This window comes from Aquitalea aquatilis, assembly GCF_005155025.1.
In the GTDB taxonomy this organism is placed as follows: Bacteria; Pseudomonadota; Gammaproteobacteria; order Burkholderiales; family Chromobacteriaceae; genus Aquitalea; species Aquitalea aquatilis.
Map to the genome: position 1 here is coordinate 385,954 of NZ_CP039731.1, position 26,562 is coordinate 412,515.

Annotated in this window: 23 protein-coding genes; 7 read left to right on the forward strand and 16 right to left on the reverse strand. The window is 61.6% G+C overall.

Annotated elements, in window-relative coordinates:
- Positions 1–49 precede the first annotated feature (49 nt).
- From FAZ30_RS01845 to FAZ30_RS01885, 9 genes are all read right to left on the reverse strand, one after another.
- Positions 50–1,099, reverse strand: a complete 1,050-nt coding sequence (locus FAZ30_RS01845; RefSeq protein ID WP_124642472.1) for a quaternary amine ABC transporter ATP-binding protein — start codon at positions 1,097–1,099, stop codon at positions 50–52.
- Positions 1,100–1,554: 455 nt separating this feature from the next.
- Positions 1,555–1,890 carry a hypothetical protein gene (locus FAZ30_RS01850; protein ID WP_124642470.1) on the reverse strand — a complete coding sequence of 112 codons (336 nt, stop codon included), beginning with the start codon at positions 1,888–1,890 and terminating at the stop codon, positions 1,555–1,557.
- A gap of 89 nt (positions 1,891–1,979) precedes the next feature.
- Positions 1,980–3,095 carry an FAD-binding oxidoreductase gene (locus tag FAZ30_RS01855; protein WP_124642468.1) on the reverse strand — a complete coding sequence of 372 codons (1,116 nt, stop codon included), beginning with the start codon at positions 3,093–3,095 and terminating at the stop codon, positions 1,980–1,982.
- A 153-nt stretch (positions 3,096–3,248) separates the two neighbouring features.
- Positions 3,249–4,514 carry an aromatic ring-hydroxylating oxygenase subunit alpha gene (locus tag FAZ30_RS01860; RefSeq protein ID WP_137008531.1) on the reverse strand — a complete coding sequence of 422 codons (1,266 nt, stop codon included), beginning with the start codon at positions 4,512–4,514 and terminating at the stop codon, positions 3,249–3,251.
- A gap of 81 nt (positions 4,515–4,595) precedes the next feature.
- Positions 4,596–5,342, reverse strand: coding sequence for an adenine nucleotide alpha hydrolase family protein (locus FAZ30_RS01865; RefSeq protein ID WP_137008533.1), 747 nt, complete (start codon positions 5,340–5,342; stop codon positions 4,596–4,598).
- A 143-nt stretch (positions 5,343–5,485) separates the two neighbouring features.
- Entirely contained in the window at positions 5,486–6,586 is a 1,101-nt protein-coding gene (locus FAZ30_RS01870) for an FAD-binding protein (RefSeq protein WP_137008535.1), read from the reverse strand.
- A 62-nt stretch (positions 6,587–6,648) separates the two neighbouring features.
- Positions 6,649–8,538 carry a DUF3483 domain-containing protein gene (locus FAZ30_RS01875; RefSeq protein WP_137008537.1) on the reverse strand — a complete coding sequence of 630 codons (1,890 nt, stop codon included), beginning with the start codon at positions 8,536–8,538 and terminating at the stop codon, positions 6,649–6,651.
- Between the two features lies 1 nt (position 8,539).
- Positions 8,540–10,600: an NADH:flavin oxidoreductase gene (locus FAZ30_RS01880; protein ID WP_137008539.1), complete on the reverse strand. Its 2,061-nt coding sequence runs from the start codon at positions 10,598–10,600 to the stop codon at positions 8,540–8,542.
- A 15-nt stretch (positions 10,601–10,615) separates the two neighbouring features.
- On the reverse strand, positions 10,616–11,149 hold the full coding sequence (locus tag FAZ30_RS01885) for a DUF5943 domain-containing protein (RefSeq protein ID WP_124642455.1): 534 nt from the start codon (positions 11,147–11,149) through the stop codon (positions 10,616–10,618).
- A gap of 178 nt (positions 11,150–11,327) precedes the next feature.
- Here FAZ30_RS01885 and FAZ30_RS01890 point away from each other — a divergent pair, with 178 nt between their 5' ends.
- Complete coding sequence (locus tag FAZ30_RS01890) at positions 11,328–12,467, forward strand: alpha/beta hydrolase (RefSeq protein ID WP_137008541.1); 1,140 nt, start codon at positions 11,328–11,330, stop codon at positions 12,465–12,467.
- 34 nt (positions 12,468–12,501) lie between these two features.
- On the opposite strand, the gene FAZ30_RS01895 is transcribed toward FAZ30_RS01890, so the two are convergent.
- The 6 genes from FAZ30_RS01895 to FAZ30_RS01920 all read right to left on the reverse strand — a co-directional run bounded on the left by FAZ30_RS01895 (position 12,502) and on the right by FAZ30_RS01920 (position 19,871).
- Positions 12,502–13,347 carry a glycine betaine ABC transporter substrate-binding protein gene (locus FAZ30_RS01895; protein WP_124642450.1) on the reverse strand — a complete coding sequence of 282 codons (846 nt, stop codon included), beginning with the start codon at positions 13,345–13,347 and terminating at the stop codon, positions 12,502–12,504.
- 192 nt (positions 13,348–13,539) lie between these two features.
- On the reverse strand, positions 13,540–14,511 hold the full coding sequence (locus FAZ30_RS01900; RefSeq protein WP_137008543.1) for a dipeptidase: 972 nt from the start codon (positions 14,509–14,511) through the stop codon (positions 13,540–13,542).
- 112 nt (positions 14,512–14,623) lie between these two features.
- The gene (locus FAZ30_RS01905; protein ID WP_233578360.1) at positions 14,624–15,280 is read right to left on the reverse strand and encodes a sarcosine oxidase subunit gamma; all 657 of its coding nucleotides are present in this window, start codon (positions 15,278–15,280) and stop codon (positions 14,624–14,626) included.
- Positions 15,281–15,299: 19 nt separating this feature from the next.
- A complete protein-coding gene (locus FAZ30_RS01910) occupies positions 15,300–18,317 on the reverse strand; it encodes a sarcosine oxidase subunit alpha family protein (RefSeq protein WP_137008545.1) in 3,018 nt (1,005 codons plus the stop codon).
- Complete coding sequence (locus tag FAZ30_RS01915) at positions 18,314–18,607, reverse strand: sarcosine oxidase subunit delta (RefSeq protein ID WP_103525425.1); 294 nt, start codon at positions 18,605–18,607, stop codon at positions 18,314–18,316. The genes FAZ30_RS01910 and FAZ30_RS01915 overlap by 4 nt, the downstream gene beginning before the upstream one ends.
- Before the next feature lie 10 nt (positions 18,608–18,617).
- Positions 18,618–19,871 carry a sarcosine oxidase subunit beta family protein gene (locus FAZ30_RS01920; protein ID WP_103525426.1) on the reverse strand — a complete coding sequence of 418 codons (1,254 nt, stop codon included), beginning with the start codon at positions 19,869–19,871 and terminating at the stop codon, positions 18,618–18,620.
- A 227-nt stretch (positions 19,872–20,098) separates the two neighbouring features.
- Between FAZ30_RS01920 and purU the strand changes: the two genes are divergently transcribed.
- The 4 genes from purU (at position 20,099) to FAZ30_RS01940 (ending at position 23,095) form a co-directional block, all read left to right on the forward strand.
- Positions 20,099–20,965, forward strand: coding sequence for a formyltetrahydrofolate deformylase (gene purU / locus FAZ30_RS01925; RefSeq protein WP_124642440.1), 867 nt, complete (start codon positions 20,099–20,101; stop codon positions 20,963–20,965).
- 126 nt (positions 20,966–21,091) lie between these two features.
- Complete coding sequence (locus FAZ30_RS01930) at positions 21,092–21,568, forward strand: FKBP-type peptidyl-prolyl cis-trans isomerase (protein WP_137008547.1); 477 nt, start codon at positions 21,092–21,094, stop codon at positions 21,566–21,568.
- A gap of 715 nt (positions 21,569–22,283) precedes the next feature.
- A complete protein-coding gene (locus tag FAZ30_RS01935; RefSeq protein WP_124642436.1) occupies positions 22,284–22,598 on the forward strand; it encodes a hypothetical protein in 315 nt (104 codons plus the stop codon).
- Positions 22,598–23,095 carry a hypothetical protein gene (locus FAZ30_RS01940; RefSeq protein ID WP_124642434.1) on the forward strand — a complete coding sequence of 166 codons (498 nt, stop codon included), beginning with the start codon at positions 22,598–22,600 and terminating at the stop codon, positions 23,093–23,095. Before FAZ30_RS01935 ends, FAZ30_RS01940 begins: the two co-directional genes overlap by 1 nt.
- Before the next feature lie 128 nt (positions 23,096–23,223).
- Here the strand turns inward: FAZ30_RS01940 and FAZ30_RS01945 are convergent, their stop codons facing one another.
- Complete coding sequence (locus tag FAZ30_RS01945; RefSeq protein WP_124642432.1) at positions 23,224–23,556, reverse strand: hypothetical protein; 333 nt, start codon at positions 23,554–23,556, stop codon at positions 23,224–23,226.
- Positions 23,557–24,461: 905 nt separating this feature from the next.
- Here FAZ30_RS01945 and FAZ30_RS01950 point away from each other — a divergent pair.
- A complete protein-coding gene (locus FAZ30_RS01950) occupies positions 24,462–24,821 on the forward strand; it encodes a hypothetical protein (RefSeq protein ID WP_124642430.1) in 360 nt (119 codons plus the stop codon).
- A gap of 32 nt (positions 24,822–24,853) precedes the next feature.
- On the forward strand, positions 24,854–26,362 hold the full coding sequence (betB, locus tag FAZ30_RS01955; RefSeq protein WP_233578358.1) for a betaine-aldehyde dehydrogenase: 1,509 nt from the start codon (positions 24,854–24,856) through the stop codon (positions 26,360–26,362).
- The last annotated feature ends 200 nt before the right edge of the window (positions 26,363–26,562 follow it).

A 26,562-nucleotide genomic window follows, 5' to 3' on the forward strand; every position in this document is an offset into this window, starting at 1 on the left:
GCCCCGGCGCTTGGCACCGTGCCGACGGGCTCTGCCTGTTGTCGGGGGTTCAGTGCGTGGCGGTGCTTTGCAGGCGGTGCTGGGAAATCTTGCTCAGCACGCTGCTGGGCGTGATCAGCCCCAGGCACTGGCCCTGATCGTCGCGTACCTGCAAGGGTTCACTCTGCCCCAGCAACTGCTGCAGTACATCGGGCAGGCTGCAGGACGGCGGCACATGCAGACCGGGCCGGCCGGAGTGCGGCGGATTGGCTACTTCGATCAGGTCCTTGGCTTGCAGATAGCGCGAGGTGTCCACGCTCTTGAAGAAGTTGCGCACATAGTCGTCCGCCGGGTTTTCGATGATTTGCTGCGGCGTGCCCACCTGCACCAGCCGTCCGCCTTCCATGATGGCGATGCGGGTGCCGATGCGCAGGGCTTCTTCCAGATCGTGCGAAACAAAGAAGATGGTGCGGCGCTGCTCGCGCTGCAGGTCGAGCAGGATGTCCTGCATTTCCGAGCGCTTGAGCGGGTCCAGCGCCGAGAAAGCCTCATCCATCAGCATCAGCGACGGATTGACCGCCAGTGCCCGCACCAGGCCGACGCGCTGCTGCATGCCGCCGGACAACTCGTGCGGATACTTGTGGGCAAACGGTGCCAGGCCCACTTGCTCCAGCACCTCCATGCCACGCGCTTCGCGGGTTTTGCGGTCTACGCCGGAAATCTCCAGGCCGAAAGCCGCGTTATCCAGTACCGAGCGGTGCGGCATCAGGGCAAAGCTCTGAAACACCATGCTCATGTCGCGCCGGCGCAGCTCCACCATCTGCTTGGGCGTGAGCTTGGTGATGTCCTGCCCGTCCAGAATGATCTGGCCGTCGGTCGGGTCCATCAGGCGGTTGATCAGACGGATCAAGGTAGATTTGCCGGAGCCGGACAGGCCCATCAGCACGAATATCTCGCCCTCTTCCACTGCAAACGACACGTCGTTGACCCCCACGACGCTGCCGGTTTTCTTGAAAATCTCATCCTTGTGCTCGCCGGACTTCAGCATGCGCATGACGTCCGCGGACTTCCCTCCGAATACCTTGTAGAGGTTCTTCACCACTATCTTGGCCGACTGCATTGTCTCTTCTCCTTCGTAGCGATCGCACGCTGGCCCTGCCCTGCCGCCTGCTCCATTCACCGCTGTCCGGGGTAGTGGAATCTTGTGCGACAGGAAGTCATCCATCGTGTCCGGCACGGCAGCGCTGCTGCCGGCCAGTACTGTGGTCTACCCGGATGCGTCGTGCCTTGCTCCGGGCCATCTCATACATGCGTGCCAGGCTGGCCTGGCAGACCGGTGTGCGCTGCAGCGCCCTTATTGCACGCTGCGTCCGGCGCCCCCGGCCTGTCGTCTATTCCCCATGGCCGTCACCCGTGCGGCAGGCGCTGCCGAGAGCGGGCGAAACGCGGCGAGCAGATGCCTGGCACCAGCCAGCAAGGCATCACTGCCGCAGCAGACGATTTCGAAGAATATTTAATGTAAATCAAGGCTCACCTTAGGGAGTTAGTGCTATTCAAAATAACCGCATTCCGACATCAAGCTGTCTTGAAACGACATGAGGTCGAAAAATGACAATTCTTTATCCCCGCTAGCAAAATCAGGCCCTTAGCCGCCCCCGGATGAGCATCAAGCACTACGGATAGCTGTCGTAAAAAAACAGCAACATTGCTTTTCCCGCCACCCATCAGCCAGTGATTTTCACTGCCGCAATGCAGCAAACACCCCGAATTGGCGAACTGACCCGCTAAAAGGTGATTAGCGCTGCTGACAAAACCGCGCAAAGCACCCAGGCCAAGACGCGCCGACGCAGACAGTGCAAGTGCTGCGGCAAGCAGGCACAAGGCAGCAGCAGCATGCTGCCAATGGGTCATAGCAAGAAAAATGCCTGCTATCGGAATGACAGACAGGCATCAAGGGAGCCACACGGCGAACCTGCCGGGGGAGCAGGCCCAGGGGAAATTCAGCGATCCACCACCAGATCGGTCAGCGGCTTGCTGCAGCAAGGCAGGAAAAAGCCCTGATCGACCTCGCGCTGGCGAATGCCGCCTTCGTGCTGCATGTCCACCTTGCCTTCCAGCAGTCTGGTCTTGCAGGTGCCACACACGCCACGGGTGCAGGACGCCGGCAGGCGCATGCCCTTGGCCAGCGCGGCGGCCAGCACGGTCTGTCCTGGTGCCACCGACAAATCGTCACCCATCTTGGCAAAGTGCACATTGAAGCCGCCGCCTTCGCAACTGGCTGATATTTCGTCTACCACGGTGTCCGGCGGCGCGGCACTCAGCTCGGCAAAATTGAAGCTTTCCTCGTGGTAGTGCTGCATGTCGAAGCCGCAGTCCTGCAGCATCTGCCGCACCGACGCCATATACGGTGCAGGGCCGCAGCAGAATACCTGCCGCGCCATCAGGTCAGGCACCATGTGCAGCAGCCGTGCGGCATCCAGCCGGCCGGTAAAGCCCGGCCATTCCGGCTCGCCCTGGCGGTTTTCACAGACAATCGCCTGGCTGAAGGTGGGGTGGCTGCTCGCAAGCTGGGCCAGCTCCTTGCGGAAGATGATGTCGCGTGGCGAGCGGGCACTGTGCACGAACACGATATCCGCGCCGCTGGCCAGATCGGTCAGGGTACGGGTCATGGCCATCAGCGGGGTAATGCCGCTGCCGGCCGACAGAAACAGATAGGGTGAACTGGCATGGCGCACATAGCTGAACTCGCCAGACGGCCCCAGCACATTCAGCTGCATGCCCGGCCGCAGGTTGTCATGCAGCCAGCCAGACACCACGCCGCCGGGAATGCGCTTGACGGTGATGCTGACCCGGTCCGGCCGGGTGGGCGCGGAAGACAGGGTATAGCAGCGGTTGATGTTTTCGCCGTCGATCTCCAGCTCCAGCGTGATGAACTGACCGGGCTGGTAATGAAAGCGGCGCGGCGGATCGGCACGGAACACGAAGGTTTTGACATCGTGGGTTTCTTCCCGCACCTGCACGCACTGCAGCGTGCTGTCTTCGTCGGGATTCCACAGCGGCAGATCGGCCGGCTGCGGATGGTAGTCCGGGCTGCTGGGTATGCTTGCGCTGGTCATGGCGATTCCTTTGCAGACTGGCTGATCGCCCGTTGGCGGGCTGTTGCTATGGTGAATACGGCAGGCCAGGCAGGCCTGCCGCGCTACTGCCTCAATCAGGGTTCATCGCCTGCTGCGCCCGCAATCTGCAGCAGCAGAGCGCAGGGTGTGGGCTTAAGCTTGCTCCAGCCCGGCTTCCAGGCGGCCGACATACCAGCTAGTGAATTTCTCCACCAGCTCTTCGGTATAGGGCGAATACGGGCCGGGACGGTAGGCACTGCTATTGACGCCCACTTGCGATTCTTCCACCAGATGGCGGTCTTGGCCGTTGGTGGCGTTCCACACGCGGGTCAGGTTGGCCACGTCGTAGTCCACCCCTTCCACCGCATCCTTGTGCACCAGCCACTTGGTACGTACCAGGGTGGTGTCCGGGCTCAGCGGCAGCACGGTGAAGGTGACGATGTGGTCGGCCATGAAATGGTGCCAGGAGTTGGGTTGGGTCCAGAACGACAGGCCACCGGCATCGGCATCCTGGATATCCCCCAGCAGCTTTTTACAGGCGGAGCCGGTGTCCATGGTCTGCGACTGACCTTTACGGTCCAGCGGCATGCGCATGGTACGGAAGCCGGACACATCGGACAGCTTTTCGATTTCCGCCGACGGCAGGCCACAGGACTCCCAGCGGGCGTGGCTGTCCTGGACGATGTTTTCGTAATTGGCCAGGCCCGCTGCCAGCTCGGCCTTGGGTGCAAAGCCGTAGCTGTAGGCATATAGCGAGATGGTCAGCTCGGGATGATTGCCAGTGCAGTGGTAGCACTCGCGGTTGTTCTCCATCGTCAGCTTCCAGTTGCCGGCCTCGATGATGTCAATCTGCGCGGCAACCTTGGTGTTTTCGATCTGGTGCGGGGCGATATAAGGGCCCATCTGCTCCAGCATCTGGTCGATGTCGGCCGGCGGCTCGTCGGCCAGACAGACAAACAGCAGGCCTTGCAGATTTTTCAGATGCACCGGCTTCAGGCTGTGGTGCGTCAGGTCGAAACCTTCCGGCATGTGGTCGGCAAAAATCAGCTTGCCGGCCAGGTTGTAAGTCCACTGGTGATAGGGGCAGACCAGATTGCCCACCGAGCCTTTTTCATCGGCACACAGACGTGAACCGCGATGGCGGCAGACATTGTGGAAAGCCTTGATCTGCATGTCGTCGTCACGCAGGATCAGGATGGGTTCCTTGCCGATTTCCACGGTGACATAGTCGCCCGGCTCGGGGATTTCCGCCGCCACCGCCACATAAATCCAGTGACGCTGGAAGATGTATTTGAGGTCGGCCTCGAACACTTCCTGCGAATTGTAAAACGGCGCTTCCAGGCTGTGGCCCGGCTGGCGGCGGGCGACCAGCTCGCGCAGTTTGTGCACCGGCTGGAAGGTAATGGCGCTCTGTTGCATTTCACTCATCTCCAAACAAGTCTTGGTTTGCATCCTGCGAGCCGGTGGGTGGGGTGCTGGTCGGATGCTGCGTGGTTGTTGTCAGAAATCGACGAGCTGATGTTGCCTGAGGTAATCCAGCACAACTTGCGCTTTCTCGACAGAATCACCCTGTTTTACGACTATCCCGGCAGACTTGCCCTCGCCCCCGGCAATGGCCCCCTGCATGCGGGCATGGCCACTGAGCTTGCTGGCGGCCACCAGCGCCCGCGCGCGGCGGGCCGGCTCCAGCACCACCGGGGCCAAAGCCGCGCCCGTGGCGGCTTTGCGGCGAATCTTGCCCTGCTGCAGCCGGGCATAACTCCAGCCCGGCGCAGTGGCGGCGCGCGGGTTGACGCTGGCTACCAAAGGCAGGCTGGCCTGCAAGGTGCGCCGCACCCCCTTGGGCAGGGCCTGCACGGCCTGCCATTGCTGGTCGGATTTCGACAAGGCCAGTACATCCGGCAGCAAGGCCCGGCCCAGTTGCTCGGCCAACTGATAGGGCAGCAGGCCGGAGCCATCGCCACCGCCAGCACGGGCACCACACAGCACGATGGCGTAATCCTGCAAGGCCTCGGCCAAGGCGGTCAGTACCTCGCGGCCCGCCGCCAGTGCCAGGGTGTGGATATGCGTGGCACCCCGCGCCAGATAGTCGGCCAGCGCGGCATCGTCGGCAGCGCCGGCGTACCAGACATCAACTTGATCAGAAATGCGCTGCGCCAGCGCCAGTGCAGCCAGATCCGCCTCGCCGGCACAGGGGCGGCCGCTGACCGGGTGTACTGCGGGGGCAACCAGGACGGCTATTTTCATTGCTGTTTCTCCTTAAAGCCGAAATCTGCTGCGCTTCAGTGATACTGCGTTAAAAACGCCTGCGGAATGCTCATTTACGCTCATGTAAACTCCGCTTCCTCATGCGTTTTCGCCTTGTCTCACTCTAGCTCGCTAGATTTGCCTCAGACTAAATTACGCTCGCGCCGTACCAGCGCTTCGAATGCCGTGATGAAGGACTGGCAGTCGTCGATGATGCTGAGGTCGGCACGCTTGATCATGGGCGCGGCGGCATCCAGGTTCACCGCGATCACATGGCGGCAGGACTTGATGCCCTGCAGATGCTGCACCGCGCCGGAAATGCCCAGTGCGATATAGGCGCTGGCCTGCACCGTCTTGCCGGTCGCCCCCACCTGCTTGTCGCGACTGAAGCGGCCATCGTCCACCGCCACCCGCGAGGCAGCCACTGCCGCCCCCATGGCTTCGGCCAGCGCCAGGAAAGCCGGCACATCGCGCACACCATTGCCGGCGGAGATAATCAGGTCGGCTTCTTCCAGCGCCAGCGCAGAGGCCGGGCTGGCAGCGCTGCCCAGGTCCTGCACCAGCTCGCTGACGGCAGGCAAGGCAGCGGTTTCCAACCGCTCGCCCTTGCCGACAAACGGCAGTTTAGCCTCGGCCACACCACGCGCCAGCAGCAATACTTGGCCGCGTTCACGCAGGCTGAAGCCGGCACCGGGCTGGCGGCGGCGCACGCCATCGGCGGCGATTTCCACCACATCAGTCACCACCGATAGCCGCGCCCGGCAGGCAAAACGGCGGCCCAGATCGGCATCTTCACCACGGTCGGCAAACAGCACGGTGTGCGGGGCTTCTTGCTGCATGAGCCGCTGCAACTGCGCCAGTTTCTGTTCCGGCGCATAGCCGGGGTCGGCCACGGTCAGTGCCCGGTCCAGCGCCAGTTCAGCCAGCGTGTCGGTGCTCGCGTCTTCCATGCCGTACAGCAAGGCCAGCACTTCGCCGTCCTTGCCCGCCAGGATGGCTGCGGCGGCAATCGCCTCGCGGGCGGCATCGTCCAGTTGGCCGCGTTCGGCATGCGCCACCACCAGCAGGCGCTGGCTGAATGGCCCGCCGCTACGCAATGGTTTGTGGGCCGGACCATGGGCCAGCAGCGCGGCATCGCGGCTGCCGCTGTCGTCGCCCAGCACTATGCGCTTGAGGCCGCTGGGCCCCAGCACCCACGGGCGGCGCGGGTCCACGCGCGGGATGGCCTGGGTAGAAAAATCCATCACATTCTCCTTGTAAGGATGGTCGAACCGGGCGGTGCAGCAGCACCCTGCCCCGGCTCGCCTCAGGCCAGGCGCTCGGCCACCAGCTCGGCCAGTTCAATCACCTCCGCCCGCTCGCCTACCACGCCTTCCAGCATGGCCGTGCAATTGGGACAGGCCACCGCCACCCGGCCGCTGCCGGTTTCGAGGATGTCGTCCATGCGCATGTCGGGAATACGGCGCTGGCCGGGGATGTCAGTAAAGGCCGCACCACCGCCCCAGCCGCAGCAGCGGGCATCGCGGCCGGAACGTGGCATTTCCACCACCTTGATGCCGATGCCCTTCAGCACATTGCGCGGTGCGTTGTAGCCGTCGTTGTAACGGCCCAGATAGCAGGGGTCGTGGAAGGTAAGCGCAGGCAGCGGCGTGGCATCGGCCTTCAGCGGAATGGCGCGGCGCGCCAGCAAGTGCTCCAGCAGCTTGCTGTGGTGCCATACCTCAAACTGGCCACCCAGCGCCGGATATTCATTGGCCAGACAATGGAACACGTGCGGGTCCGGGGTGACGATGTGCTCAAAGCGGTATTGCCGCAGCGTGGCGATATTGGCCTGCGCCAGGCGCTGGAAGCCGGCTTCGTCACCCAGACGCCGTGCCACGTCGCCGCAGTCGCGCTCGGCCTCGCCCAGCACCGCCACTTTCACCCCGGCCGCCTTCAGCACTTGCACCAAGGCGCGCAGCGCACGCTGGTAGCGCATGTCGAAGGCCCCCTCACCGGCCAAGAGCAGCCAGTCGGTGTGTTCGCCGGGCTGCAATACCGGCAGGTCGAGGTCAATCGCCCAGTGGTAACGCACCGCCAGCGGGTAGCCGCCCACGGTGTCGGTATTGCGCAGATTGGCCAGCGCCTCGCTGCCCTTGCCCGGCACTTCGCCACGGCTGAGGGTGAGGTGGCGACGCAGATTGACCACGGTATCCACGTGCTCGATCAGCATCGGGCAGTTTTCCACGCAGGCGCGGCAGGTGGTGCAGGACCACAGCGTCTCCGCCGCCAGCACGCTGCCGACGATGTCCTCACCCGGCTTCACCAGCACCGCCGCTTCGCGCCCCGGATGGGGGTTGCCGGCATAGGCCAGATCGCCGCCCCGGCTTTGCGCGGCCACCATGTCCTGGATCAGCTTTTTCGGGTTGAGCGGCTGGCCGGCGGCATAGGCCGGACAGGCAGCCTCGCACTTGCCGCACTGCACACAGGCGTCGAAGGACAGCAGGCGGTTCCAGGCGAAGTCCTCCACCTTGGCCACGCCCAGCTCACCAGCGGCGAGATTGAGCGGTTTGAGGTCGGAAGATTTACCGGCAAAGCGTTCGACACGGGGGTGAAAGGCCAGATGTAGCAAACCGGCCACCGCATGTTTCATCGGCCAACCCAGGCCGATGCCCAGCGCCAGCTCGGCCCCGCCCAAGGCCAGCATCAGCAGGGCCACCACCGCAATCAGCTGCCCGGCCATACCCAGCTGCGGACCGGCAAACAGCAGGCCGGCAGCCAGTAGGCTACCCAGGGCAAACAGGCGCAGACGGGCGGGCAACACTTGCCAGCGGCCTTGCGACAGCCGTGGCGGCGCTTGCAAACGGCGAGCCTGCATCATGCGTGCGCCCAGCAGCATCACCGCCGCCATCAGCACCAGCAGCACATCCAGCCAGCCCTGATACAGCATCAGGCCGTAGTTGAGTGCCGATAGCAGCAGGATGGCCACCCCGCCACCGGCAGCGGCGACGTGGGCGCGCGCCACGGCGGGCTCACGCGCCACCACATGGTGGATATCGACAAAATAGCGCTTGGGCATGGCCAGGAGGCCAAGCCAGGACACGCTGGCGCTGCGCCCCTGCTGCCACAGGCTGGCGCGTCTGGCCAGGCCCCCCAGCAGCAGGAGTGCACCCAGCCAGAACAGTCCGGTCAGGGCATGGGCAAGGGAGAAGCTCATGTCAGAAATCCTTCACCAGACGCAGGGCGTCGTAGATGGCACCGTGGATGTTGTGCATGGAAATGCAGTCGCCCACCCGGAACAACAGGAACTCGCCCGCCGCCAGCGGCTCTGCCAGACAGGGCTGCGGCTGCGAGGCAAACAGGGTGTGGATATCGGTCTGGCCCTGGTTCTTCGACTGCTCTTTCATGTCCCAGTACAGGCTGTCATTGGGCAGGATGCCGTTTTCGATCACCACCTGATCCACCGCCCGTTCTTCCAGCGCCTCGGTGTATTCATTGCGCAGCACGGCGATTTTCTTGTCGCCCTCGGCATATACCTTGTCCAGCCAGAAATTGGGGGTGGGGATGATGCCCTGCGCGTACAGACGGCGGTAGAAAATCGGGAAAGTCGTCCCGCCAGTGTCGTCGCCCACTTTCACGTCCGGGGTGACGATTTCCACCGTGCTGCCACGGCTGGACAGGAAGTCGGCCACGCCAAAACCAGCCTGGGTGCTGACCGCGTCATACACCAGCACGTTCTTGCCCGGCTCCACCTTGCCGGACAGGATGTCCCAGCTGCTGACCGCCACGCCTTCGTCCACGCCCCACTCCGGCACCTGGCTGGTATAGGGAATACCGCCGGTGGCCAGTACCACGATGTCGGGTTTCTCCGCCAGGATCATCGCCTGATCGGCGGCCACACCCAAACGGCGGTCCACGCCCAGACGCTGGGTTTCCATGTCCAGCCAGCGCACGATGCCGGCCATCTGTTCGCGCTGCGGTGCCTTGGCGGCCAGCACGATCTGTCCGCCTACTTGCGGTTGCTTCTCGAACAGCACCACCTCGTGACCACGCTCGCGCGCCACGCGGGCGGCTTCCAGCCCGGCCGGTCCAGCACCGACCACCACCACCTTGCGCAGCTTGTCCGCCTTGGTGATGTCGTGCGGCATGGTGGCTTCGCGGCTGGTGGCGGCATTCTGGATGCACAGCACGTCCTGGCCGTGATACTGGCGGTCGATGCAGTAGTTGGCCCCCACGCACTGGCGGATCTGGTCTTCCTTGCCATCGCGGATCTTGATCACCAGATGCGGGTCAGCCATATGGGCGCGGGTCATGCCCACCATGTCCACCATGCCGCTGGCCAGAATGCGCTCGGCCTGTACCGGGTCGCGAATGCTTTGCGCGTGCATCACCGGCACCTTGGATACCGACTTGATGCCGGCAGCCAGATGCACGAAGGGCTCCGGCGGCAAGGCCATCGGCGGCATGCAGTTGGCCAGGGTGTTGTGGGTATCGGCACCGGAACCCACCACCGACAGGTAGTCGATCAGCCCGGTTTCCGACATCGCCGCCGCAATGTCTTTCAACATGTCGTGGCTGAGGCCGTCTTCGTGGAATTCGTCACCGCACATGCGCAAGCCAACACAGAAATCCGGCCCTACTTCGGCGCGCACGGCATTCAGCACTTCCACGCCAAAGCGCAGGCGGTTTTCAAAGCTGCCGCCCCATTCGTCGGTACGGAAGTTGGTGCGCGGGCTCCAGAACTGGTCGATCAGATGCTGGTGGGCGGCGGAGATTTCGATGCCATCCATGCCGGCCGCCTTCACCCGGCGCGCAGCCTGGGCGAAATCGGCGATGATGCGGCGGATTTCATGTGTCTCGATGGTCTTGGCATTACCGCGATGCACCGGTTCGCGAATGCCGGACGGGCTGACCAGATGCGGCCAGTGTTCGCCGTAATAGCTGGAACGGCGGCCCATGTGGGTGGCCTGGATCATGATCTTGGCACCGTGGCGGTGCATGGCCTCGCTCAGCCGCGCCAACGGGTCGATGACGGCATCGGTGGCCAGGTTCACCGATTTCCACCAGCTTTGCGGGCTGTCGATGGACACCGGGCTGGAGCCGCCACAAATGGCGAGCCCCAGGCCGCCCTTGGCCTTTTCTTCGTAATAGCGGATATAGCGGTCGCCGGGCAGACCGCCCGGCTCGGCATACACCTCGGCATGCGCGGTGCTCACCACGCGGTTGCGCAGCGTCAGTTTATTCAGGGTAATGGGCGCAAACAGGTGCGGATAGCGCATGGGGCGACTCCCGGCTTACAAGGGGTGAACGGTAAAGATGCAGTAATCGGCACCCAGGCCGGCACACTGGCTTTCGCGGCTGACCGTGCGGTAGTCATGGCCCAGGTTTTCGCCCACCCAGTCCATGGCACCGGCAAACCAGCCGGCAAACAGGTAGCAGGCCATGTGTTCGCTCTGCGGCGCACCGGCCACGCCCTGCGCCAGCACGAAACAGGAGTGGTCCAGGCGAATGCTGGCATTGCCGGTGGCGGCATCCGCTTCGATAAAGCTGAACAAGCCCCAGCCGCGCTGCGACAGGCGCGACAGGTAGTGTTCGAACACCGCCATGCCGGTCAGGCCATGGGTTTGCGCCTCGCTGCCACACCAGAAATGGGCAGAACGGTAGCCGGCTTCATACAGCGAATCGGCATAGACCCGGCGGCCCAGCGCGGCCTCGATGGCCAGGTGGTTGTTGATGAAGAAATGACGCGGCACATACAGCATGGGCAGGCCATTGGTGCTCCACACGCCGGAATCCGGATCGACATCGATGGGAAGTTGAGGTTGCATGCCACTCTCCTGAGCAAGATGGGCGACTTTGTCCGCCATTGCCCAGCATGGTGCAGCAGGCCCAGCACCGGCGGTGCAGCGGGCACGACAGGTATTTGCCCCATACCGACCAGCCGGTCGCTCCCGGACAAGCCACGACCGTAGCCACCGCCTGCAAGTGCCAGGCCAGCCCTGCCAAATGGCTGGTGCCGCCATCCTGAGCGGTCTGGCGACTGCACTGAGCCGGCGTCAGCGCCGCACGCCCACTGAACTGGCGCGCTGGCAGCGCCGGCCCAAGCCCTGCAAATTCGGCCAGTCCAAGCTGGTTATCAATCCGTGCATATTCAACGGTCATGAACCAGCCCGGCCTGGCCGGCTCTTTGCCCACCCCTACTACCTGGTCCAGCCCATGCATACCATTACCGACGACGGCACCCGCTTGTTCATCAGCAGGATAGGCGACCGTGACGGCCCGCCGCTCATCCTGTCGCACGGCACCTTTTCCAATCAGCGCAGCTGCACCCCGCTGGCCCGTCATCTGGCGGCACGTGGCTGGCAGTGCTGGCTGTTTGACTGGCGCGGCCACGGCAGCAGTGCCATGCCACGTCACCCCTACAATTTTGAAACGATTGCCGGGCAAGACGTTGTCGCCATCCTGCGGGCAGTAGAGGAAGAATGCGGCGCGCAACGGCCATTCTGGCTGGGGCATTCCGGCGGCGGGCTGATTGCCAGCCTATGGCTGGCGCGTCAGGGAGCAGACTGCAAGCGGCTGGCAGGGCTGCTCTTGCTGGCGACACAGGCCAGCAGCACGAAGCGGCCATGGTGGCCGCAATGGCAGATACGGCTGATGTCCATGCTGCTGCCCTTGCGGCAACAGATATCACCGCGCTGGGCCACAGTGGCCAGCGAGGCAGAAAGCAGCCTGTTGCTGCGGCAGTGGTGCCGCTGGAATCTGCGGGGTGAAATACGCAGTGCTGATGGCTTCGACTATCTGGCCGCACAGGGACAACAAAGCCTGCCGGTGCTGGCGCTGGCTGGGGGTGAGGATCGCTTCATTTCGCCTGCTGACGGGTGCCGGCAGTTGCTGGAAAGCTTTGCCAGCCAGGATCAGCGCTTTGTGCTGTGCGACCTCGCGCACGGCTTTCTGGAAGACTACAGCCACGACCGGCTGTTGCTCTCCAAGAATGCCAAAACCGAAATCTGGCCCTTGCTGGCCAACTGGCTGGAACAGCGCGCTGCGCTGTCCCGTGCGCCAGATCAATTCACACCACATGGCCATGGCGGTGAACATTTCACCCAGCCCGGCAGCCAGTTGCTCACCAATTTCGACAGCGGCTAGCCGGCAGCGCCGGCTGTCCGCCATCAACGCAGTATCAATGCGTCCACTCGTTTACCTTGGCCGGATTGGCCTTGACCCAGCCATCGGCGGCGGCTGCCGGCTTGGCACCGTTTTCCACATCCAGCATCACCTTGCCGATCTCCTCCGGCTTCCAGCGGAATTTCTTCAGGAAGGCCACCACTTCCGGGGCCTTGGTGCCCAGGCCGGGGTGGATCACGCTGTCGACATGCTCGGCGTCGCCATAGACTTTCTGCGGGTCATCCAGGAAGCGCAGCTTCCATTTGGCAAACATCCAGTGCGGAATCCAGCCGGTGACGGCAATGGATTTCTTGCTATTGATGGAGCGGGCCAGTTCGGCGGCCATGCCGGTACCGGAGCTGGGTAGCAGGGTGTAGTCCAGCTGGTATTTCTTGATGGCTTCTTCGGTTTTCTTCATCACGCCGGCACCGGCATCGATGCCGACAATACGGCCCTGAAATGCCGCCTTGTTGGCGTTGAGGTCGGCAATGGAATGGGCGGCCACATAATCCGGCACGATCAGGCCGATCTTGGCCCCCGGATAGTTGACGGCCACATCCACCACCTTGTCCTTGAACTGGGTGTAATAGGCCTCGTGCGTGGTAGGTAGCCAGGCGGACAGGGTGGCGTCCAGATCACCCCGTGCCACGCCCTGCCACATGATGCCGGCGGCCACCGGCACGATTTCCACCGGGTAACCCAGCTTGTTGCGGATGATGTTGGCGGCCACATTGGTGGTGGCCACGCTATCGGACCAGCCTTCTACATAACCGATCTTGATGGTGGGCTTGTCAGCCGCCTGACTACAGACGGGCAATACCAGGCTGGTCAGCAGCAGGGCAAGAAAATGGCGTTTCAGCATTGCGTTCTCCACAGATAGAAAGGATGAATCAAGGATGAACTGCACAGGACTGCCGCATGGCGGGCTCCTGTTGTTGCGACTGCATGCCCGGTATGTTTGCGACCAGGGTTCTTGTGATGGCGTGCTGATGCGGTGCGGCAAGGGGAAGCCGGCGGACGAAAAAAAGCGGGGCCTTGCGACCCCGCTCAAGCTCTAACGCCCCCAGACATCCGCAAATACCCGCAGCCAGTTTTCACCCAGCACCTTGCGGATCTTGCCTTCGGTCCAGCCGGCCTTTTCCATGGCGGCGGTCAGATTGGGCGTTTCGCCTATGGTGCGGATGCCTTCCGGATTAAGAATGGTGCCAAAGTTGGTCAGGCGGCGATGACGGCCCTTGTCGTGGGTGATCCAGTCGAAGAAGCCCTTGTCGTAGCCCTGGGTGAAGTCGGTGCCGTAGCCCACGCAGTCTTCACCCACCAGATTGATGATGTAATCCATGGCTTCGACATAGTCGTCCACCGTGGCCTCGATGCCGCGCTTGAGGAAGGGCGGGAACATGGTGACGCCGATGAAGCCGCCGTGATCGGCAATGAAGCGCAGTTCTTCATCGCTCTTGTTGCGCGGGTGCTCTTTCAGGCCGGACGGCAGGCAGTGCGAGTAGCACACCGGTTTTTTCGATTCCAGAATGGCCTCGCGCGAGGTGTTGCCGCCGACATGCGACAGGTCGACCATGATGCCCACCCGGTTCATCTCGGCAATCACTTCGCGGCCAAAGCCGGACAGCCCGCCATCGCGCTCGTAGCAGCCGGTGCCCACCAGGTTTTGCGTGTTGTAGCACAGCTGCACCACGCGCACGCCCATGTCGGCAAAGGCTTCGATATAACCCAGATTGTCTTCAAAGGCGTGGGCGTTCTGGAAGCCCAGGATGATGCCGGTCTTGCCCTCGGCCTTGGCACGGCGCACGTCGTCGGTGGTTCGTACCAGAGTGAGGATGTCGCTGTAATCGCGAATCTGCTTTTTCATCTCGGCGATATTGCCCACCGTGTCCTGGAAACCTTCCCAGACCGACACGGTACAGTTGGCCGCCGACAGGCCGCCACGGCGCATGTCGTCGAATACCTCGCGGCTCCATTTGGCAATGATCAGCCCGTCAATCACCAGCGCGTCCTGATGTAGCGTTGTCATACACATACTCCCCAACAGCAATGGTTGAACCAGTTGCGGTGCCGGACCACCCGGCGCGCCGCCAGTAAAGGGTGACCAGCAGCCGTCAGCAAGGACGACCGCTGGCCTGGGCTCAGGCCAGAATCAGGCTGGGCCGGGGCGTGGCCAACTGGGCAAACAGCGGATGCTCGCCACGGGCTTCCAGCTGGCACACGGCAAAGCCGTAGGGCTGGGCGGCACGGCGCAGCAGCCGCCACACGTAGTCGGCAAAGCTGCGGCGGAACAGCACAAACACGCCGTCGTCATCCAGCCGCAGTATCTGCACGGTGGCCTTGCCCAGCACGGTGCTGACCATATGCCCCAGCGGGATGGATTCGAAGTCATACACCCCCAGGTGGCGCAGCACGGTGATGTGCTCGCCCCCCCCCAGCCAGGCCAGGGTCAGGCCGCCGCTGGAGTCCACCGTCTGGGCAAACAGCTGTTGCGCGGCAAAGCCGGCATCCAGCTGCGCAGTCCAGTCGGCCAGGCGCTGACGGTGGCTGACCAGCAGCCATTCGTCCGGCGAGGTCCACAGCAGCACGCCTTGCGGGCCCTGGCTGATGGCACCGGCCCGCAAGGGCAGCGCCAGGCCGGTGACTTGCTGCACCAGTTGGGCAAAGCCGGCCTCGGCGGTATCGCCACGCAGCACGGCATAGCCCAGGTGCGGCAGTTCGTTACACCAGATGCGGCCATCGGCACGGCGCGGTTGCGCCTCGGCAGCCAGCTTGAAGTGTTGGAGCGGCGACTCCATGAATGGTTGGAAACCTTGCTCAGGCATGTTGACGCACCCCTTCCTTGTCCACGAACACCGACGACACCACCTGCGCCGGCACACTCTTGCCATGCGCCCAGACGAACACGGTGTCGCCCTCGCGCTTGCTGCCATCCTTCAGTACGGCCATGGCAATGGAGCGGCCGAGGAAGGCACTGTGATAACTGGAAGTGACATGGCCCTGCATGGCTGCCGGCACCGTGTCATCGGTATTGCTGAGAATCTGTGCGCCTTCGGCCAGCACCACTTGCGGGTCCAGCGGCAGCAGGCCCACCAGCTGCTTGCGGCCATCACCGGCGGTGTGCGAGCGCAGCAGCGAACGCTTGCCGAGGAAGCTGAACGGCTTTTTCATGCCCACCGCCCAGCTCATGGCCAGATCGTTCGGGCTCATCGAACCGTCGGTGTCCTGACCGACGATGATGAAGCCCTTCTCCGCCCGCAGTACGTGCATGGTTTCGGTGCCGTAGGGGGTGATGTCGAACTCGGCACCCGCCTTCATCACCTCTTCCCACATGTAGCGGCCATAGTTGGCATCGACGTTGATTTCATAAGCCAGCTCACCGGAGAAGCTGATGCGGAACACCCGTGCCGGCAGGCCGGCCACGGTGCCAGTGCGGCCATCCATGAACTTGAAAGCGTCCTTGGCGAAGTCGATGTCGCTACACAGCTTTTGCAGCACCTGGCGGCTGTTCGGCCCCACCACGGCCACGGTGGCCCAGTGGTCGGTGGTGGTGGTGAAGCGCACTTTCAGCTCCGGCCATTCGGTCTGGTGCCAGCGCTCCAGCCAGCTGTAGACACGTGCCGCGCCGCCAGTGGTGGTGGTCATGTGGAAGTGGTCGTCGGCCAGGCAGGCAGTCACGCCGTCGTCCATCACCATGCCGTTTTCGTCCAGCATCAGGCCGTAGCGGCACTTGCCGGGATCGAGCTTGCTCCAGGCATTGCTGTAGATACGGTTGAGGAATTCACGTGCGTCCGGGCCCTTGACGTCGATCTTGCCCAGGGTGGAGGCATCCATCACGCCGACACTATTACGGGTGGCCAGGCATTCGCGGTTCACTGCGGCGTGCAGGTCCTCGCCCGGCTTGGGGAAGTACCAGGGGCGCAGCCACTGGCCCACCACTTCGTACTCGGCCTTGCGCGCATCATGGCTGGCATGCATGGCGGTATAGCGGCGCACATCGAAGGTTTCGCCCACATGCGGGCCGGCCAGTGCGCCAAAGGTCACCGGGGTGTAGGACGGCCGATAGGTGGTGGTGCCCACTTCGGCGATGGGTTTGCCCAGCGCTTCGGCGGCAATGGCAAAGCCGTTGATATTGGACAGCTTGCCCTGATCCGTACCAAAGCCCAGCGCGGTATAGCGCTTGACGTGTTCGATGGAGCGGTAGTTTTCACGAATGGCCGTGTGGATGTCGGCAGCCGCCACATCATTCTGGTAATCGACAAAAGCCTTGGCACCGTGGCCTTCCGGCTTACCATCCGGCAGGCGGAAGATGGCACGCGGCGCGGCCACTTCTTCATTGGCCACCGCCGGGGCATTGCCGCTGCTGCCACGGCCCTTGCCCAGCAATAGTGCAGCCACGGCGGCGTGGGTCTGGCCCAGTGCCTCGGACAATTCCCAGCGGCCGGTAATGGCACCGACGCAGGCGATATTGTCGCGACCTTCATCCGGGCAGACAAAAGACAGCTGCTGCTGATTCCACACCGGTCGGCCACCGTTGTGGCAGAACAGATGCACGGTGGAGGTGAGGCCGCCGGAGGACAGCACGGTATCCACATTCAGGCGCGGGCCGGAGCCAATCACCTGATTGTTGCGGCCATCCAGCTTCACCAGCTGCGCGCCGCTGACGCTCTTGTCGCCCAGCACCTTGGCAATGCCATGGCCCAGCAGCAGCTCGACACCAGCACTCTTCAGTGCCTGCTGCCGCCATGCTGCTGCGCCGCTGTGACGGGCATCGGCCAGCGTCACCTTGACGCCGGACAGCGCCAGGTCCAGCGCGGCTTCGTAGGCGGCATCGTTCTGGGTTTGCACCAGCACTTCGCGCCCCACCGCCACACCGTAGCGATTCAGATAGCTATGACCTGCCGCTACCGTCATCACGCCGGGTACATCGTTGTAACCAAACACCAGCGGGCGTTCGATGGCGCCACTGGCCAGAATCACCTGATGGGCGCGGATCTTGTGCAGACGCTGGCGCGGCAGCGCGGCATTGCGCTCGGTCAGCGGCAGGTGGTCTTGCAACAGCTCCACCGCCTGCACCAGATTCAGATCATGCAGGGCAAAGGCGGTGGTGCGCGGCAGCACGCTGACATTGGGCAGGCTGGCCAGCTCGGCCAGACGCTGGCCCACCCAGTCCATGCCGGACAGGCCATCGATGCGGCTGCGGCGTTCGGTGAGCAGCCAGCCGCCCATTTCCGCCTGCTCGTCCACCAGCAGGGTTTTCAGCCCGGCACGGCCCGCCAGCGTGGCGGCCCACAGACCGGCAGCACCGCCGCCCACCACCAGCACATCAATATGATGGTGCAGGTGGTCGTAGCTTTCCGGATCGGGCAAGACCGGGGCATGGCCGTAACCTGCCGCCTTGCGGATGTATTTTTCGTAGATGGGCCAGGCTTTCACCGGCTCCATGAAGGTCTTGTAGTAGAAGCCCGGCGGCATGAAGCGGCCAAACTTGCCCAGCAGGCCCTTGAGATCGAAATCCAGCGAGGGGTAGCCGGTGGTGCTGCCCGCCAGCAGGCCCTGGTATAGCTCAACCTGGGTAGCCTTGAGGTCGGGCACGGTGTGCGCGCCGGTTTCCAGCTGGATCAGCGCATTGGGTTCTTCGGCACCAAAGCCGACAATGCCGCGCGGCCGGCCGTATTTGAAGCTGCGGCCGATCAGGCGCACGCCATTGGCCAGCAGCGCCGAGGCCAGGGTATCGCCGGAAAATGCCCGGTACTGCACATTGTCAAACTGGAAGCTGACCGGTTTCTGGCGATTGATACGCTCGCCCGGGCGGTGGATGCGGTAGCCGCTCATGCTTGCTCCTTCAGATACAGTGCCTTGCCGTCGGCCAGTGTCCAGGAACCGGCAATTTCATACGTGACGGTATGACGCTTGACCGCGAACACCTTGCGACAGCCGGCGACATGCTGCCATTGCTCCCAGTGCCAGCCACGCGGGTTCTTGCGGTGGAACACATAGTCACCCCAGGTGGCATCGTCGGCCTCTTCCGGCACTGCCGGGCGGGCGATATAGGCTTCACCGGCGTAGCTGAACTCTTCTTCTTCCCTTGCCTCTTGGCAGTACGGGCAGGTAATCACCAACATAAGCCTCTCCCTAGTGAGCCACGGCGGCTGCGCCGTGCTCGTCGATCAGATGTCCGGTGGCAAAACGGTCCAGCGAGAAGGCCCGGTTCAGCGGGTGCGGATCGTCATGGGCGATGGTGTGGGCAAACACATTGCCCGAACCCGGCGTGGCCTTGAAGCCGCCGGTACCCCAGCCACAGTTGAAATACAGGCCCTGGATGCGGGTTTTGCTGATGATGGGGCAGGCATCCGGCGACACATCCACAATGCCGCCCCACTGGCGGTTCATGCGCACGCGAGAGAAGGACGGGAACATCTCGATGATGGCAGCGGCGGTGTGCTCGATCACATGCGGGCTGCCGCGCTGGCCGTAGCCCAGATAGCTGTCGATACCGGCACCGATCACCAGCTCGCCCTTGTCGGACTGGCTGACATAGCCGTGCACGGCATTGGACATCACCACGGTGTCGATGCAGGGCTTCATCGATTCCGACACAAAAGCCTGCAGCGGGTGGCTTTCCAGCGGCAGGCGCAGCCCGGCCATCTTGGCCAGCACCGAAGAATTACCCGCAGCCACACAGCCGACACGGTCGGCCATGATGTCGCCACGGCTGGTATTTACGCCCTTGATGCGCCCACCTTCGATGATCAGGCCGGTGACTTCGCACTGCTCGATGATGTCCACGCCCAGTTCGGACGCGCCACGGGCAAAGCCCCAGGCCACAGCGTCATGGCGCGCGACACCGCCACGCGGCTGGAAGCTGGCCCCCATGATGGGGTAGCGCGCACGGTTGCTGATGTCGATCAGCGGCACCATGTCCTTGATTTCCTGCGGCGTCATCACCACCGCATCCACGCCATTGAGCAGGTTGGCATTGGCGCGGCGTTCGATGTCGCGCATGTCCTGCAGGGTGTGGCCCACGTTCATCACGCCGCGCTGGCTGAACATCACGTTGAAGTTGAGGTCCTGCGACAGGCCCTCCCACAATTTCAGGCCGTGTTCATACAAGTGCGCCGCCTCGTCCCACAGATAATTGGAACGGATGATGGTGGTATTGCGTGCGGTATTGCCGCCGCCCAGATAGCCTTTTTCCAGCACGGCCACATTCTTGATGCCATGCTCCTTGGCCAGATAGTAGGCCGTGGCCAGGCCATGGCCACCACCGCCGACGATGATCACGTCGTACTGCTTCTTTGGCTGCGGGCTTTTCCAGGCCGGCTGCCAGCTTTCATGATGCTTGAGCCCGTTCTTGATCAGGCTCCACAAGGAGTATCGGTTTGCCATCTGCGGCTCCAGCGGGGTGGATGTATTCGGACAAGGCCCATTCTCCCGGCGCAGCCCACGCCCCGTTTGGCTGAAAAGGACAAGCACTTGCCCACAGCCGACACCGCGCACCATGTCTGAAATCGACGCAAATCCGGCGCTTGCAAGCCAGCACCGTGGCAAGACAGGCCTTAGGGTTAGCGCACACACCGCAGGCAACACGCCTGTACTACAAGGGAAGACCAGCCATGATTGCCACCACCCCGTCTTATGTCTTGAGCTTTACCTGCCACAGCGCCTCCGGTCAGGTGGCCCGCTTCTCCGCCCTGCTGGAGACACAGGGCTGTTATATCGACGAGCTGGCGGTATTCGACGACCCCAGCAGCCAGCGCTTTTTCGTGCGCTGCGTATTCCACCCGCAAGCGGAAAGTTTCGACCAGTCGCGGTTGGCGGCGGGCATGGCCGAAATGAACCAGCACTATCAGGATTTGCGCTGGCAGCTGCACGACCGCCGCGAGCGGGCGCGGGTGATGATCATGGTGTCCAAGCTGGACCACTGCCTGAACGACCTGCTGTACCGGCAGAAAATGGGCGATCTGGAGATGACCGTTACCGCCATTGTTTCCAACCACCGCGAGCTGGCCCCGATTGCCGAGGCCTACGGCCTGCCCTTTCACCACCTGCCGGTCAGCCCGGCCAACAAGGCCGAGCAGGAAGCCGCCGTGCTGGCACTGATCAAGGAAACCGGCTCCGAGCTGGTGATTCTGGCGCGCTACATGCAAGTGCTATCCAGCGAAACCAGCGCCCTGCTGGCGGGGCGCGCCATCAACATCCACCACTCCTTCCTGCCCGGTTTCAAGGGCGCGCGGCCCTATTGGCAGGCCCACGAACGCGGGGTCAAGCTGATTGGCGCCACCGCGCATTACATTACCGACGATCTGGATGAAGGCCCCATCATCGAGCAGGTGGTAGACCGGGTAGACCATGCCTGCACCGCGGAAGACCTGCAGGCCACCGGCCGCGACATGGAATGCCAGGCGCTGGCCCGCGCCGTACGCTACCACCTGGAACGGCGGGTGTTTCTGAATGACAACCGCACGGTGGTGTTGCGCTAGGTGCAGCCGTGGCAAGACATGGGCCGGTGTCACAGGCAGGGCTGCACCGGCATGCTTGCCGGCAAGTTGACACCCAGGCGCTGAACTGCCAACCTTCCCGGCCCAATTTATGAGCCATTGCCCACCATGAAAATCACCGAAAACAGCGCCGTCACCCTGCGCATGAAAGTGACCGACAGCCAAGGCCAGGTTTACGACGATGGCAAGCACCCCGTCTCCTACCTGCACGGCGATTACGACAATCTGTTCGCCAAGCTGGAAGCCGCACTGGAAGGCCAGGAAGCCGGCTTTCAAACCGCACTGGAACTGGCCACCGAAGACACCTTCGGCGAGCGCGACGAAGCCCTGGTCACCACCATGCCCAAGGCCGACTTCCCGCCCGGCATCAAGGTAGGCGGCCAGATCCAGCGCATCGGCCCGGATGGCGAGCCGCGCTACTACTTTGTCACCAAGATCAAAGGCCCCACCGTGTTGCTGGACGGCAACCACCCGCTGTGCGGCAAGACCCTGCGCTTTGCCATCACCGTGCTGAATGTACGGGCGGCCACTGCCGAGGAAATTGCTCACCAGCATGTACATGGCGAGCACGGGCATCAGCACTGATTTTTCCCTTGCCTGACTGTCAAAGCCCTCCCGCTACGGGAGGGCTTTGTTTATGCCACGCCGCGGCAGACAGGATAGTGCGCTGACTGAACACGATGCCGCATAGTCGGCCACCATGCGGCAATCCGTCGACTTCCCACCACACCGCCCCCCTCCTTGCCATACGCCGCAGCGGCAAGGCGCATCATCATCCGCGAGCGCGGACTCCCTCCAGCGCCAATCCTTCGAACACCGCATAAAAATCAAAGACAAAGACAACTCTCGGGACTTGCCCCGCCGTCGATGAGGTTTCCCTTGCTGCGCGGGTATGAGCGGAGAGATAGCTGGACGACGTGCAAGGACACGGACAACACATCCACCGCGGCTTGCGCTGACGGGAATGGGTTTCGCCAGGGCGATGCTTGCGGTAGCGAATAGTGATGAGGCGGGGTGCCGGACTCAGGCCAAGGAATTATGTCAACGTGTTAGCATGACTGCTGTCGGCCAGAAGCGGTCATTCCACTTGCGGCTTACTTGGTGTAATCTTCTATTCAGCATATAATTTTATTTGTTTTTATTCCATCCGTAAAATGTAAACTCTGCCTTGTAAATACAGGTTTCTGTCTGATTTTGGCGTCCTGCTTCTGGGCACTTAACGACAGTTGACGTTTTAAAATTTCATGGTACTAGTGGTGCCTGCTTTACGTTATGTAAACATCAATAAAGGAGTGTCGCCGTGGCATCAATGGGCACAAAAGAAAGAGCGCAGCAATACTTTGAGCGATTGGTAAAATCGCCAAACCCAAAAGCTGAACTTGAAAAAATATACTCTGATCTTAATAAGTTGGTATTTTCAAGTTCTAGAAATCCAATAGATCGCAACACCAAGATAAAGATACTAGATGAGCTTGAGAGGCTTGTTAGGCGCACGCCCGGCTTAGAAAGTATCAATGAGTCTTTAACATATGACTCAATTAGAAAAAGCACCACGGCATCAGACAATAGCGACATACTCGATGTTATTAGTGCCATGAAAAAGCGAGTTGGGTAATGCAAATTAGCACTAGTGATGTAATAGCGACTCTGAGCCTGCTTGTCTCTATTGGGGCTGTGATTTTTGCGAAATCCTCTAGCCAGAAAACCAACCAGATTGCGCAAGAAAACCTGAATCTGCAGCATGGCATTGTTGAGTTGGAAATAAGTCAGTCTATAGAAAATGCCAAAACAAAAATTAATGATATATCAATGACAATGGCTCCTTTTGTCTCAAAGGAAAAGCTCAATAAAATATCCGAAGAGGAATCTGAATTGCTTGGACTTTATCGAAAAAGTCTCAATGCTGCTACACAGACCTTAATTAACTATTATGACTCTGCCTGTTCAAAATATGCCGACGGAAAAGTTGACAAGGTGCGATTCAAAAAGACTTACAAAGTCGAAATCCGCCAATTGGTTGAAAGTGATGATTTGAAAGAATATTTTGACCCGCTCACATCTTCATATAAGCCAGTTTTGAACGTATATTCTGAGTGGGAGCATTTGGAGTGAGTCCTTAAAGGCTTGCTTCTGTTATATAGCCTCACGCCCTTTGCGTTAATGTCCGCAAAGGGTCGAAACCAGCCACTCACCAAGACGTTATACATTGGGTGGCGCATCCAGTTTATTTATTCACCGGCCTAAAATCCACTCATAATTGCCAGTATGAATGGAATGAACTCATAAACAGGTAAGGCAAGAGGTACGCCAAAAATGAAGAAAAATCTATAACTTGAATGACTTACGATCGCTGACAACAAAGACACAACAATCGTGCTACGCCACAAAACAGAAAAGAAATGATATTTGTCATTATTGATAAAATATCCAGCCACCTGCTGGCAGTCATTACTCTTGGGTGCGCAATAAAGTTGAGCTTTACCACAATAATAGGCTGCAAAGATAGAAAACCCAACTTGAGCTGCTGCCAAACATAGCAACAATTTCAATGATTGATCTTCTGTCAGCCGCATCTTAACCACCTTTAGTAGTGGTTATGCGAGTAGTGGGTCGCATAACAATTAGTATTGCCGTTAGACATTTCACACCTCATTTTCATATTTTACAAGTAATTCCCACGCTAACGTCCGTATGGCAATCTGCTGGATCCCCACGCAGGTACTGAACGGTCTTTTGTGGTTTTGGGAAGGGGTTAAAGATTACAAAGCCACAAAGGGCAAGTGGCAGCTCTGGGTCGAAACCAGAAATTCCATTTCCCATATTGGCTTTGCCATACGAAGTCACCACATCCCACGGCCTTTCCTGCCGAACCGATGCCACCCATGGGCCCCGTCAAGCATACTGACGGGTGACCGGGGCGAGGTCTTAAGCGCCTGCCCTGTCTGAGCGATTTGACGTTAGCAAATCGCGAGTTCAGGCGCGCCTCGCACCGGTCGGGTCCCGGAGGGCAGCCACAGGCCATGCTTGCCGGGGTGGCCTTGGAGGTGAAGGAGGGATTGGCCAGGCAATCCCTCCTTCCCGTTTGCCGCGCGGAAGCGGCATGTAAATCATCATCCGCGCAGCGATTCACACCCGATGCACACCAGCTTAAAACCAACTGCAAAATCAACTTCGCGGGTCTCGCCCCGCCCGCGAGGCCCTTTCTTTTGCTTCGTCACTTCGTCAAAAGCAAGGACCCAAAGAAAAGGCGACCCGCAGCGCGTCGAATTCCCGCCACAGCCATGCCGCCCAGGGCGCGGCCGGAACTTGCGGCGCGCTAACGTCGCGCCGCTGCGGACAGCCGACCGCTTAACACCCTGTGCGGCACGTCTGGGGCGGCTCGCGCAGACGGGACCGGTTACTGTCCGTAAAGGTTTTAATAAGAAAAATCAGAGAAATTAGCGGGAAATATTGGATAAACCAGATGACACCAGTGACCATGAAAGAAACCACCGCACCGATGCCACCCATGGGCCCCATCAAGCATGCCGACAGGTGGCCGGGGCGAGGTCTTAAGCGCCTGCCCTGTTTGAGCGATTTGACGTTAGCAAATCGCGAGTTCAGGCGCGCCTCGCTCCGGTCGGTATCTGGCGGGCAGCCGCAGGCCATGCTTGCCGGGGTGGCCTGGGAGGTGAAGGAGGGATTGGCCAGGCAATCCCTCCTTCCCGGCCGCCGCGCGGAAGCGGCACCCAAAACCATCACCCGCGCAGCGGATCTCTACCCACCAGCATCAAGCAACCAGCAGCAGGCCACCACCCTCCCCCATGTCGCCACAATCCGCCCCCGTGTCGGCTTTTGACACGCAGCCAGCACTGCTTGATGGCTAAATCAATGCCATCATCGGCAATCGCCTACCCAGAACACAAGGAAGACACCGTGCAAGATGGCATCCTGAAAAGCTATATCGGCGGCCGCTACCTGGATAATCCAGCGCTGCCGCTCGCCGACAACTTCAACCCGGCCACCGGCACCCTGCTGTGCCAGGTACAGCAGGCTGGCGCGGCCGAGGCCGAACAGGCGGTCAAGAGCGCCGAAGCCGGCTTTGCCGTGTGGAGCGAAATGACCGGGGCCGAGCGTGGCCGCATCATGAACAAGGCCGTGGGCATTTTGCGTGCGCGCAACCGTGAGCTGGCCGAGCTGGAAGTACGCGATAACGGCAAGCCGATTCAGGAGGCCGAAGCCGTCGATGTGCTGTCCGGTGCGGACTGCATCGAATACTTCGCCGGCATGGCTGCTGGTATTCACGGTGAGCATTTCCAGCTCAAGGGGGCATTTGCCTACACCCGGCGCGAGCCGCTGGGCGTGTGCCTGGGCATTGGTGCGTGGAACTATCCCATCCAGATCGCCTGCTGGAAATCCGCCCCGGCGCTGGCCTGTGGCAATGCCATGATCTACAAGCCGTCGGGCATGACGCCGATGAGCGCTGCCTTGCTGGCGGAAATCTACAGCGAAGCCGGCGTGCCGGATGGCGTGTTCAACGTGATCCAGGGCAGCTCGGCGGTAGCGCGGCAGCTGATTGCCGACGAGCGGGTGGCCAAGGTGTCGATCACCGGCTCGGTGGATACCGGCAAGGCCATCATGAAAGACGCGGCCAGCACGCTCAAGCGCGTCACCATGGAGCTGGGTGGCAAGTCGCCGCTGATCATCTTTGACGATGCCGACATCGAACAGGCAGTGTCCGCCGCCATGCTGGCCAACTTCTACACCCAGGGCGAAATCTGCACCAACGGCACTCGCGTGTTCGTGGCGCGCAGCATCCACGCCGCCTTCATGCAGCGGCTGAAGGAGCGCACCGCGCTGTTGAAGATTGGCGACCCGATGCACCCGGACACCCAAGTCGGCGCGCAGGTATCGCCCAGCCATGCACAAAGCGTGCTCAAGTACATCGACATCGGCCAGTCTGAAGGCGCGGTGCTGGCCGCCGGTGGCCAGCGCGTGATCGTGCCGGGTTGTGAAGCCGGCTGGTTCATCGCCCCGACGATTTTCGACCAGTGCCGCGACGATATGCGTATTGTCAGCGAGGAAATCTTTGGCCCGGTGATGTCGGTACTGGTATTCGACGACGAGGCCGAAGTCATCCAGCGGGCCAATGCCACCCGGCTGGGGCTGGCGGCGGGGGTGTTCACCCGCGACCTGGCGCGCGCCCACCGCGTGGTGGCCAAGCTGCAGGCCGGGGTGTGCTGGATCAACAACTACAACATCACGCCGATTGAAATGCCCTTCGGTGGCTACAAGGAATCGGGCCTGGGCTATGAAAACAGCCTCACCGCCATCGACTGCTACACCCAGCGCAAGAGCGTGTATGTGGAGCTGACCGGGGTGGCCAGTCCTTACGCCTGAGCGCTGCCAACAGAACCCCTGTTGCAGCGTTGCGCCGCCTTGCCGTACTGCTTGTACTGTCTGCGTCGGCGCGCCTTGCACCAGGGGCTCTGCCTTATTTTGTCAGCCGCGCCAAGCGGCTCACCCTGTCATCCACACGATAACGGCAGACCTCACGGCCTGCCCTTGTCTTGTCTGAACCATCCGTCGCAAGGAGCACC